This window comes from Paenibacillus agilis, from assembly GCF_007786455.1.
Lineage (GTDB): Bacteria > Bacillota > Bacilli > Paenibacillales > Paenibacillaceae > Paenibacillus_B > Paenibacillus_B agilis.
Genome location: NZ_VNJK01000001.1, coordinates 2155894 through 2169116, shown reverse-complemented (window position 1 = coordinate 2169116; position 13223 = coordinate 2155894). Strand labels below are relative to the sequence as shown.

The following is a 13223-nucleotide window of genomic DNA, read 5'->3' as shown; positions in this document are numbered from 1 at the left end:
TAACTTTACTGAATCGTGAAGCTGAGCTAACCAAAAGGAGATACCTGATGCAAACAAATCGAACCATTTCATTGGCAATTGAAGAATCTATAAAATTTCTTGAATTTGCACCCAATTTTACGAAGGATCATGGCGAATACACTCGTCGTAAATGGGATGGAGCTTGGTGGCGTATGGCCGCACTTTATGAAATGGGAGAAGTGAGTAGAATTCCCAAATCTGCTATCCTCAGAGCTAAAAACCTACTCAAAGACCAGGTTTGGCCAATCTTTATCATATCCGCGGATGATCATCCAATAAGTAAAAGCGATAAGATGAAGTTGGATTGCTGCCACTGCGAACTTGCCGTATTTTATATGATTTTAATGGCGTATGGCTGTGATTTGGACAAGGAACTCCCTTGGATTCGTGAATGGATCTTAAAACATCAACTTCCTGATGGCGGCCTGAACTGCGATTCTGAAGCTTATACACATTCTAGAAAAAGCTCTATAGTTTCAACACTTCCTCCACTTGAAGCTATCTTATTTTATACGGACCGTGAATTTACTGAGCAGGAAGCTTCTTTTTTAGATGAAGGCGCACGTTATTTAATGGAGCATCGCCTTGTTTGCTCGAAACAAAATGAGGGTGTCATTGATATGAACTGGCTGAAGCCCTGCTTTCCAAGGTTTTTTGAATATGATATTTTACGCGGGATGTTCTTCTTGGTGGAATGGTCCCGGCGCAGGAACAAACCACTGCCAGTCGCATTGCTTCGAGAAGGATTGGATCGCTTGAATCCATTAATCACAGCAGGAGGCATACGAAGCGGTAGACAAATTTTTGATCCTCAAGGCCCCTGGAGTGGAGAAACTTTTCCCTTGTTAGAAGCAGTGTCCAGCGTTGATGTTGTTTCGCCTTATCTGACCAGACAATTGGACTATGTGATCGAACGAATGGGAACGTAAGTGTTAAATCTCGGTGGGGTACATATATACGTGTTTAGTAGTCTCGAAAGATATGGTAGACCGGGTTATTCGGATCAAAAATTGATTCTGCAATTGAAAATGAATGTCTTGGATGGAGTTTAAACGTACTAGAGAAAGCAGCTAATAAACGTAATCATTTATTACATGTTTAATTTACAGGATAAAGCTGTCTTGCCCATCTTAAAGACTTACGAAAGTCAATCAGTTAAATGGGAGACAGCTTATTTTCATCTTATAGTAAACGTCTAGAACGCTATTCTACAGGACTTGTTTGATCCGTTCCAAGGCCCAATCCAATTCGTCTTGTGTAATGACAAGTGGAGGTGCGAAGCGAATGGTGTTGTCATGCGTTTCTTTTGCAAGCACGCCTAAGCGTTGCAGTTGTTCGCAATACGGTCTAGCCGATTCTGTCAACTCAACCCCGATAAACAGTCCTTTACCACGGATATCCTTAATGAGCGGGGATTGAATGCTACGTAATGCCGTGATGAAATAATCACCTAGTCCAAGAGAGCGCTTGACGAGTTGTTCATCTTGCAGCACTTGCAGGGCCGCTACGGCTACGGCACTTCCTAGTGGATTGCCACCAAAAGTAGAACCGTGTGAGCCTGGATTAAAAATGCCTAGCACCTCATCATCAGCAGCTACGGCAGAGACGGGAATTACACCTCCTCCCAATGCTTTACCGAGAATATACATATCCGGAACAACTTCCTCCCAGTCACAAGCGAACATTTTTCCTGTACGACCAAGCCCTGTCTGAATTTCGTCGGCGACAAATAAGACATTATGCTTGCTGCATAGCTCCCGAGCTGCTTGCAAGAATCCGTGCTCTGGCATAATAATTCCGGCTTCACCTTGAATCGGTTCCACTAAAAATGCGGCGGTGTTTGCGGTAATCGCTTGTTCTAATGCCTCGATATCACCGTATGGAATGGTGACGAATCCTGGAGTGAAAGGTCCGAAGCCGCGCTTATAAGCATCCTCGGAAGAGAATGACGTTATCGTGACCGTGCGCCCATGGAAATTCCCTTCGCATACGATAATCGTCGCTTCATTATCAGGAACCTTTTTTTTGTCATACGCCCATCTTCGTGCCGCCTTAATTGCAGTTTCCACGGCTTCTGCACCTGTATTCATGGGGAGAATTAATTTTTTTCCTGTGAGGGTAGACAACTGTTCATATAAATGACCAAGCTGATCGTTGTAGAAGGCTCTTGAAGTTAGCGTGACTTTGTCGGCTTGATCTTTGAGCGCTTGAATGATGGTTGGATGGCAATGCCCGTGATTCAAGGCGGAATAAGCGCTCAGCATATCCATATAACGTTTGCCCTCAGGATCAACGACCCAGACTCCTTCTGCTCGCGAGATCACGATAGGCAAAGGATAATAATTGCGGGCTCCGTACTGTTCAGTCTGATCGATAATCTGCTTAGATTTATTCATCATCAATCCGCTCCTTATAAGGAATTATAAAATGGTTTGGCCGAGCAGAGAGCAGATGAGCCCATTAGCAAGACGAACAGTTCGTTTGTCATGATCTAAGGTTGGGTTGACTTCAACGTACTCTGCAGAGGTAATGAGTCCCGATTCGTGCATGAGTTCCAAGGCAAGATGAGCTTCACGATAATTCACACCACCTTGAACAGGTGTCCCAGTACCTGGTGCTTCGTGCGGATCTAGACTATCGATGTCGAAGCTGAGATGTACGCCGTCTGTACCGTTGCCTACGATAGCGAGTGCTTCTTCCATAACACGCATCATGCCTTTACGGTCGATATCATGCATCGTGAAGCAGGTGACACCGAAGGAGCGAATATATTCGCGCTCTCCTTGATCGAGCGATCTGGCACCGATAATGACGACCTTGCTCGGATCAATTGGGTAAGCACTTTGTTGAATCTGGGTGAGCAAAGGATGGCCTTGACCAAGATTAACAGCGAGCGACATACCGTGAATATTTCCCGTTGGACTTGTCGCTTCCGTATTCAAATCACCGTGGGCATCGAACCAGATAACACCTAAATTGCGATAATGTCGCCTAATACCTGCAATGGTTCCTATGGAGATACTATGATCTCCACCAAGGATGAGGGGAAAGTGCCCTTGTTGGACAATATTACTTACTCTCTCAGCCGTAGCTGTATTCAACATGATGATTTCATCTAGATATTTAAGATTTGTGGATGCGCTTACAAATTGCTTAGTACCAGTATCAATTGCGGATAGTTCTGAGGCTGCAGCGATGGGAGGAAGGACGACTTCTCCTTCATTTATAACTTGGATGTTCAACTTCGTTAAGTGGCGTATGATTCCAGCTTCGATCAAGGCCTTTGGACCAAGCTCTGCTCCTTGACGAGCACCGCCTAATCCGAATGGCACACTTAATAAAGATACAGCGTTGTTTGTCATGTGATTGCTCCTTTTCCTATGCTCGTGGATATGAAACAAACAAGAACGGTGGAGATAATAAGCTGTTGCAAAGATAAAATAAGTGTGTTGCCTTACGATTCGGTACTAGTATATCAGAAAATAATGTAAATTTAACAGCTAAAAATTTAAATACTAAAAGTTGTATTTCTATGCAAAATGCCCAGTATACGGGAGGATGGTTCATAATTTAATTCTACCTTATCATATGAAGACATGCTGTAAATTGTTAACCAATGTTTAATAAAATGGCTTTTTGAATAATCATACAAAATAAAGCGTGTATATGTTAACAAACGATCTGAAGAACCAATAAAGGTATAACTGGAAATTATCAAATATGGGGTAACGTAAGAGAAAAGCTTGGTTAGCTTTTAGGAGTAGAGGTGCTTCGTGTAGTTGAATTGATTAAATAGAGTATTCATGAGCTAAGAAGATTATCAAAAAAACTCAAATAGGCTGCCGTATTGGCAGCCTATTTGAGTTTTTTTGATGTAACATTTTCCTAATAAATCTACAACCCGACTTGTTTATCCGGCAGCCTGATTTAGACTACAGAGGAATGTTAATTGAAGGGGAGCTTGTCAGAGCCACAAATGTCCTTGAGCCCGAAGCAAGCAGATTGCCGCTTGGACCAATCGCGTTAATTTTTACTTCGTAGGCGCTGAATTCCTGCGTCCCAACATTTCTGTTTTGACCATTCACTCCAACTCCTTGTGTTCCCCACTCAAGCAGGCTGCCATTTTTGTATACGAAAAACTCATAGCTAGTTGCGCCAGGAACAGTTCTCCAAGAAACCTTAGTGAAGAAATAAGTGGATTGGGTAGATATCGACTCAGGCTTGACAACACTTGCAACTGCTGGAGCAGCAGCTTGTGTGCTGTTTTGAGCAAAAGCTGGAACAGCCGCAGAAAGTAAGAGAGTTGTTGCAAGTACGGATGCGAACATTTTTTTCATAATGCGTCACACTTCCTTTTCAAATTTTTTTAATACCGTTACCCTCTTGTGTCTAATAAAATTCCAAGTGCCTTTATATTACCATTAATATAAATAAAAGGTGAATAATGCCAACTGCCTATTTTGTAGGATTATTTGTAATTTATTGGTACTTAAGAAGCAGATATCCATATCATTCAACATTGTGGCTGCAAAGTTGTCTCCGTGCCTATCCGATTCAAAATGCTGCGGACCCAAAAATGTAAAAGCTATCAAGACGTAAACATAAGGACATTACTGCTTGGCATTGTTAATTGACGCATTATGGAATTAAGAGAATGCTATAAAAACTTGGAGGATTTCTTTATATACATGAAAGGGATTGGATCGAAAAATAACATTTAGGTGCACTTGTGGAGATGGTGGGGGAATTTCATTACTGGAAGAGCTACCCCCCCTTATCTTAGATAAAATTGGGAGTCAGCAAATATATCGCAATAGATGGAATCAGCGGAGATAAATTGGCCTCAAATTTTTTTATATGACAGACAGAGGTGTTTTGGACTTAAGAATAAAAATAGCATATAACAATCAAAAATTCCATACATTTCAAGTTTTGTCACATGTTTATCTGTACCTCATACGTCAAATTTGAAATCATCTTCAATATAAAGGTTAGTTGAGAGTGCTGAAAATTTCCAAAGGTGCTCTTCTATTTTAGAAATGTGAAGCACAAAAACCTCACATTTTAAGTTGTTTACAATATTTAACGTTCGTATTATAATTGTGATAATTGCAAACACGGTAACGGGGAAGCACCTCGTACATGGGATTAGTCCTATGTGCGGGGTGCTTTTTTTGTTGTCGCCGAAGCGTGTATGGCAATCATCATCTGTTCTTTGACAATTTTATAAATAAGGAGGACTTTCACGTGCTATTTCGTAAGAGAGGGCGTAAGTATACCAGTATATTTCTGAGCCTAACGCTTTTCACAACATTGTTACCAATAGGTATTGGGAAAGTGCATGCTGCTGCAGCTACTCCAACTCTGAACGGTTATCAATTAGGTGACCACGTTAAAATGGAGTGGGGCGTCGAAATGGAACCATCTGACGTATTAAACCAAACTTCTTTTGAACCTGGTCAAGAGATACCCAATTTATATTGGAGCGGTATTGGAAATCAATCCATTACATCTGCACCAGGTGGTGGAAATGCTTTAAAGGTAACAGATACGATAACGAACAGAACCGGAAACCTAATAAACTATCCACATAAAGATTCTGATTGGAGTATTAATCAATATACTGGAAAAAGTATTCCTGGTGGCTCGACTATAAGTATTACCTTCCGAGCGCTGTCAACTGGGGGGAATTTCTCGCAACTTTATTTTAGTGCTGGTACCGGATGGTATAAAAGAGGGTATACGTTTAACGATAGTAATGGAAGACTTGTAAAGTTCGGTAATAGTATAGACTGGAATGTTCCACCCAATGAGTTTAGCGCATACGTTGATGGAGGCATAATCTCCATACCAGATAATACGATAATGGTTTTGGTTTCATCACATACTCAAAACTATGAATATGGAGTTATGTATTACCATTGGGATGATACAAGGAAAGTGTTCAAACGATCTTCTGCGAATAGCGCACCATGGGCAATACCTTATCCGAACGGGCAAACCTTCACTATAGTAAAAGAAAAGTTCTACACTGGGGAACCTGTATTAAGGTACGGCGAAGGTGGTGTAGATTTTCCAGTTCGTCAACTATCGAATGATGGAAAATGGACAACCTATAGTCTCAATGCAGTTTTGCCAAGAACTGATGAATATGACTTTATAAAGTATGGCATAAAACCACGATTATTCTGGCAAACAAATGGTTCTCTTTATGTCGATGATGTAAAGTTTGGCCATGCTACTAGGGTGAATTTATATCGAGATAATAATCTTATCTATGATGGATACCTGTCCGACTATGAGGATAAGACTGCTGTTGATCATGCAGCTCCACATCCCGTACATAATCTCGGTGTCTCTGTTGTTAAGCGTATTCCCCAAATAACATGGGCGCCTTCAGCAGGAGATAATGGAACAACTTACAACTATAAGATACAGGGTATAGCGCCGAGCGGTGCTTCTACAATGTCTGATAATCTACCAGTCACAGTTACAAGAGGATTGAAGGGGTATTCTATTTTGGTAGATACCAATCCTAACTCGATACCGGACAATGTAGTCGAGACAACCGGAACAAGCTTTGCATGGCCACACCAAGTATCAAGCAACTTTTATGTTCATGTTGCAGCTGTAGACCATCAGGGGAATATTTCAACTGTTGTACATAAGCCGTATACAGACGTGATACAACCAAACCTAATCATCAATCCTAGTACGACAGGATGGACATCAGGGAATGTGACTCTTACTGGAGCGGGCTCCGATAATGAAACAGGTATCCAGTCTATTCAACTTCCAGATTCGAGTTGGGTTGCAGGTGATTCGGCTTCTTATGTCACAACTGCCAATGGTTCATTCTCCTTCGCCACGAAGGATAACGCAGGCAACATAAGCAGCCATGTATATCAAGTTAGCAATATTGATAAAACAGGACCAGATGCACCGATTATTTCTATCAATCCATCGGGCTGGACTAATGATAAAGTTACTGTAACGCTTACTCATGGTTCAGATCCCCAAAGTGGTGTGAGGAAAAGTCAATACAAGATTGGTACTTCAGGTGCGTGGAAAGAATACATAGTCCCGTTCACGGTTTCTACGGAAGGAAGTACGGAAATCTTTGCTCAAACAATCGATAATGTAGGAAATATCGGTCCACAATCAACTGCTAGTACAAAAGTAGATAAATCCGGACCAGCTTCGCCAACGATTATTTTGAGCGATACCAATTGGACCAAAGATGCCGTGGCCTTTACCATCGAGAATGGAGCAGATGAATTGAGCGGTATTGCCAAGAGCCAGTACAAAATCGGTTCTACAGGCGTATGGATGGATTATGATCCACCCGTCTCCATTTCATTTGAAGGTGTTACAGAGGTATACGCTCGTACGCTGGATCAAGTAGGAAACGTGAGCCCTTCTGTTATGAGTACAATACATATTGATAAAACAGCGCCTAGTGAACCACGTATTACACTAAGCGAATCTAGTTGGACGCAAAAGCCCGTATCTTTTACGATCGAGGGAAGCGTCGATGTTAACGCTATATCATACGAATACAAAATAGACAACGGTGCATGGACAGCCGGCACAAACGGTACCGTAACTCAATACGGAGTCACGACGGTAACGGGGCGGGCAAAGGACGGAATTGGGAATGTGGGCAGTGAAATTAAGAAGGACATCTATGTGGATAACGTAAATCCGACAATTGCAGTGAGTCACGTTCAAGATTGGACGGCGAACGATATTGATGTGACGGTAGATTTCAATGATACACATTCTGGCGTCAACGCTAACAAGCGGTTCTATAAGATCACGAACAGTTCGACAGTGCCAAGCAGTTGGGATACGGCAACCGCGAATAGTCAAGCTATTTCGATTAACAAAGAAGGAGTATGGTATGTGCATGCAAAGGTAGAAGATACGGCAGGTAACGCATTCCAGACGGTATCGAAAGCCTTTAAGGTTCAACGTATACCAAACATGCCATCTAACGTTCGAGTAACGCAGGTGACAGAATCAACGGCTCGGGTCGCTTTTGATCTTCCAGGTGGTTCTGTTTATACAGACGGATACAGCTACGAAGTTAAGAATGTCAACACTGGACAAGTATGGATGCTTCCACATCCGAACAACGCCATTAAGGATACTGCTCTTGAAGGCGGTAAGACGTACATCTATGAAGTGAAAGCTATAAATCATGTGGGTTCTAGTCCTGTTGCAACCATAACTGCTCTAACGCTACCAAAAGCTCCTGACAATGTATCGATACATCAACTAGGTGCGTTATATGGAGAAGCAACGGCAAGCTTTAATCCGGTAGAAAGCGCAACACAATATCGGATTGTAGCAAGAGACACTAAAGGTTCAGGGGTATTTAATCAAACGGTAACAGACACGGTGTATCAATCGATTAAAGGTTTACAACCTGGTACGCAGTATACAATTTCTGTTAGTGCGATTAATGCAAGTGGAGAGGGAAGTTCCCGCAATGCAGGATTTTTATCACTGCCAGATGCGCCAAACCAATTCTCTACGGTGCAGATCAACGAGCATGACATCCAATTACATTGGAATACGGTTACTTCGGCTACGTATTACAGTGTGTTTAGGGATGGATTAAGTATCTATGGCGGACCATGGAATATGGCTTTGGATACTGGACTAGAAGCCGGTACCGCTTATAATTATAGCCTGTCTGCGTTAAACGCAACGGGATTAAGCGCATTAGCAGAATTGAAAAACATCATGACCCTGCCAACCAAGATTGAAGTGTTAACGGTTAGCGATCCTACCACAAACAGCTTGCGTCTCAACTGGAATTCGGTTCGCGGGGCAAGCGAATATGTCATTGAAATGGACGGGAAACCGTATCGAACTGTACCATCGGGTACAAATCAGTTAATGGTAACCGGTCTTCAAGCGGGAACGAGTCATGCTTTTGAAGTGCTTGCTGTGAACAAGAGCGGTGCCGGAAGCCGAACAAAAGTAACGGGGATGACGATCCCGTCTACAGCCGTAAATCTATATGCAGAATCGGTCGGTGAAACATCTTCGGTACTGAAATGGGATTCTGTTCAAGGGGCGGATAAGTACCGAGTTTTCATTAACGGTCAGACTGTGGAAGTAGGAACAAATGAATGGTTGGCTGTAGGTTTATCTGGCAGCCAAACGTATTCCTATTCGGTACAAGCCGGAAATGCTGCTGGCTATGGAGGAGTAGCGACAAAGAGCTTCCTAACTCTTCCGTATGCACCTAACCAGGTGAAAGTGACGGATACAACCGAAACGACATTCGGATTGAAATGGGATGCTGTAAAAACTGCAACTTCCTACAATGTCACCCAAAATGGAAAGGTGGTCGGGACGTCTACATCTTCGGAATTCAAGGCTACCGGGTTAACAGCTGGAACAGCGTATTCGTTCCATTTGCATGCTATAAACGCAACAGGAGAAGGGAAGAAGTCCGCGTTTACTTGGATCACTAAGCCTAACGCACCGGAAGTACCGAAAACTGTGCCTAGCGTTTACCAAGCAGAGATATCATGGGCAACGGTTCCAGGAGCTGTTCAGTATGTGATTGAGAATGGCGGCAAAGAGCTCTATCGCGGAAAAGAACTAACAACGAAATTGACAGGCTTATCTGATGGAGAAACGTATAACCTGACCATTCGGGCGGAAAACGCAAACGGCATCTCTTCCAAAGAGCAAGCGTTTACCTTATTGACGATTCCAAAGAAGCCGGTAAAAGTAACTGCTAAAGAGGTTCAGAAGACACAGTTGACTCTTGATTTCACGCAAACGGAAGTCGTTGGCGCTGATCGTTACATTATCGAACGAAATGGAGTAGAGATTGGGCATGTTCCTGCCAGCGATAAGACGTATACAGATCAAGGTTTGAAAGCTGGAACAAAGTATACATACGGCGTAAGGGCAGTCAATGCGAGTGGTTCAGGTGAATCCTACCAGATGGAGATCACCACGAAAACGGAAGCCGTTTCTGCAGGAAGTCTAAAGGTCAGCCCAGAAACGAATACCGCAAAAGTTTCATGGGAGCGGGTCATCGGAGCAGCTTCTTTCCAAATCACGAACACCGTGACCGGCAGCGTATACAGTACTTCAGATTCGATAGCAACTTTGCCCAACCTTACTGCAGGTACGAGTTATACTTTTGAAGTACGAGCGGTGAATGAGGATGGGATTGTTTCTGAACCGTTATCACTCAAGGTTCTTACTAAACCAGCTGCTCCTCAAACTGCAATGATAGACCGCGTAACCGATACGACTGCAACGCTAAATCTATCTAAAAGTGGAGTGAAAGGATCAGAGACATTTGTCATCTTCCGTGATGGAAAAGAGATCAAACGCCTATCGTCCAATGAAAGCACGTATGAGGACAATGAGCTCAAGCCTGGTACTTCGTACACGTATGAAGTGAGAACGTCGAACGATTCTGGTATGAGTGATAATGCATTTACTTTAAAAGCAAAAACACTGCCGAAAACTGTTACCACGCCAGCTCAAGCAGGGAAGATATCTACGAACAGTGTGGTTATCTCGTGGGATGCTGTTACCGGAGCTGAACAATATCGTATCATTCATGGAAAATCAGTCGTCGAGGTTACGTATGAAACTTCCGTCACGATTAATAACCTGGAGAGTGCAATGACTTATGGAGAACAACTATGGATTATTCCACTGAATGATGCGGGAGAAGGCAAAGCGATTCCAGTCGCTCCATTTGAAACACTTCCTATTATCGATGGATTGAAGGTAGAAACGAAGCCATCGATGAATTCTGTTTTCTTAAACTGGTCATTACCCAATCCGCATGAAACGTTTGTGATTAGTTACAAGGGGAAAGAAGTTTACCGTGGAAAAGACCACCAGTTCGAACTGAAACGTCTTGAGGAAGGTAAGGTACATCTCGTATCTTTCCATACGGAAAATGCCAAAGGCAAAAAGAGCAAGACGATGACCTATCCGGTACTGACGAAGCCGAATGCGCCAAGCAAAATCGGATATGGTGCTACACCAAATAGCGTAGTCGTGAGCTTCCCACAACCAGCGGTGCAAGGTACCGACGAATATGTGATTGAACGAAAGGGAGCGGGAAATGAGCGTGTATCTGTAACGGCAGCTACGTATGAAATCTTGGGTCTAGAACCAGGGGAAACGTACACCTTTGAGGTGAAATCCGCAAACGGATCAGGGCTTAGCGATAAAGGCTATATGTTTACGGTAACAACGTTACCAGCTAACATACTGGTGCCACCAACAACCAGCAATCTAGGTACAGGAAAGCATGAGCTCTCGTGGGATGCGGTGAAAGGGGCAACAGGATATAAAGTGTATATCGGAGATAAGCTAGTGCTCACTACGACTATGAGCAAAGTGATGTTAACCGGCTTAGAAAGTGCGAAACGATATGACAATGTCCGCGTGGTTCCGTTTAATAAAGGTGGGGATGGTAATGCCATAGCGGTGCCTGTTTTTGTAACATTACCAAGCAGTGATTTTATCGTTACAGCACAATCAAAGGGAACGAATATAATTGAGCTGAACTGGGCGCTTGCATCACAAAACGAAGTATTTGTGATCGAGCACAATAGAAAAGAAATCTATCGAGGGAAAGCCCGTTCCTATGAATGGACAGGCCTTAACGATGGACAAACGTACACCGTAAACATCTGGACCGAAAATTCGAATGGTGTGAAGAGTGATGTGAAGATAGTAACGACTCTAACAAAGGAAGAATCAAGTAACACCTCCGACTGGGTAGACACTGATTCAAAGAAGCCAATAGAAGGCACCAAGAAGCCGGAACCCGAAATAAAACCGGATGTGAAACCAGATCCAATTCCAGAACTGACGAAGATACGTGTGTACTTCGAAGACATCGATCGTACGTTTAACAAAAATCAAATTATCCTTCTTGCCGAGCAAAATGTTATCCATGGGGTGAGTGCAACGAAGTTCGAACCGTACCGATCCATTACGCGAGCAGAGTTTACGGCATTAATCGTTCGTTTATTGAAAGTGGAGACGGAAGGTAATAGTGAAACAGGATTTACCGATGTGGAGGCAAAGGATTGGTTTGCTCCGGAAATCGCTGCTGCTGTAGAACATGGTTTTGTAAGTGGTATAGGAGGAGGGAAATTTACTCCAGACCAGTTAGTTACCAGAGAACAAGCTTCCAAAATCATGGCCAATGTAGTGAGGGCAATGAAGCAAGAATTACGAGCGGGAAATAAAACCTTTGCTGACCAAGATCGCATATCAACATGGGCAGAAGAGGATGTACGATTCCTAGCAGGCATGAATATGGTAATGGGGTATGAGGATGGAACTTTTCGTCCAGTTAATCACTTGAATCGAGCTGAAGCTGCTGCTCTGATTTATAGAATGAATGAGTTCATGAAGTAAATTGATTAAAAAAGAGAGCTATCTAACGCAGATAACTCTCTTTTTTAGGTTCAAGAATAAAGGTAAACCCAGCCTGTATGAATAAGCATGCAATGGAAACGTTAGTAACTGGTTAGTAAATTCAACGCTATAGGTTACGTACTACTAAACTATGAATTAGTTCGTTCATCCTATAGCCCTCACTACGTGCTTACTTTATAGTGATAGTTGCATACAAATTTAAACAGTGGTTAATTAAACGTATCGGTTACACAATTAAAGGAGGCGCTAGAATGTTACAAAAAAGGATGTTGGCAAGTATGCTCTTAGCAGTAAGTTTAATAGGTACTACTACAGTACAAACGAGTGTTATGCATGCAAGCCAGAAACAATCACACGTATCCTCGATGAAGCAATCTTTGTCTGCTGCCCAGAGCTTTACTAAGCGATATGAAATCCCTACCGGAGGCTCTTCTCCTAAAGAACAATTGTATTTGAAAAAAGGGCAGCGGGTTCATATTCAACTAAAGGGAGACAGTGCTGTTTCTTTCACGCTCAGTGACGGAAATGGTAACCGCATCGGTTCTTATTCACATTCGATCATATATACTGCTACAAAAGATGGTAACGTATATACACAGTTTCATGCTCCATTCATGTATGAAGATGTATTAAAAGTTACTGTGACATACAAGATCCTGTAACGGTGAAAGAACGTTACATATTATAAATAACAACAAGCTACCCAACAGGGTAGCTTGTTGTCTTACTCTTGTTTTAATCGTTGTGGTTCA

At 42.7% G+C, this 13223-nt stretch carries 6 protein-coding genes; 3 read left to right on the top strand and 3 right to left on the bottom strand.

All coding sequences use genetic code 11. The features are described 5' to 3' along the window. The first annotated feature begins 47 nt into the window (after positions 1-47). On the top strand, positions 48-950 hold the full coding sequence (locus FPZ44_RS09790; RefSeq protein ID WP_144989694.1) for a prenyltransferase/squalene oxidase repeat-containing protein: 903 nt from the start codon (positions 48-50) through the stop codon (positions 948-950). Positions 951-1229: 279 nt separating this feature from the next. Here FPZ44_RS09790 and FPZ44_RS09785 read toward each other — a convergent pair whose 3' ends face one another. The 3 genes from FPZ44_RS09785 to FPZ44_RS09775 form a co-directional block, all read right to left on the bottom strand. After that, positions 1230-2417: an ornithine--oxo-acid transaminase gene (locus tag FPZ44_RS09785; RefSeq protein ID WP_144991773.1), complete on the bottom strand. Its 1188-nt coding sequence runs from the start codon at positions 2415-2417 to the stop codon at positions 1230-1232. A 24-nt stretch (positions 2418-2441) separates the two neighbouring features. Then, entirely contained in the window at positions 2442-3383 is a 942-nt protein-coding gene (rocF, locus tag FPZ44_RS09780; protein ID WP_144989692.1) for an arginase, read from the bottom strand. Positions 3384-3953: 570 nt separating this feature from the next. Continuing rightward, a complete protein-coding gene (locus tag FPZ44_RS09775) occupies positions 3954-4358 on the bottom strand; it encodes a hypothetical protein (protein ID WP_144989690.1) in 405 nt (134 codons plus the stop codon). Between the two features lie 910 nt (positions 4359-5268). Between FPZ44_RS09775 and FPZ44_RS09770 the strand changes: the two genes are divergently transcribed. Next, positions 5269-12450, top strand: coding sequence for a fibronectin type III domain-containing protein (locus tag FPZ44_RS09770; protein WP_186785982.1), 7182 nt, complete (start codon positions 5269-5271; stop codon positions 12448-12450). Between the two features lie 272 nt (positions 12451-12722). Then, entirely contained in the window at positions 12723-13133 is a 411-nt protein-coding gene (locus tag FPZ44_RS09765) for a hypothetical protein (protein WP_144989686.1), read from the top strand. The last annotated feature ends 90 nt before the right edge of the window (positions 13134-13223 follow it).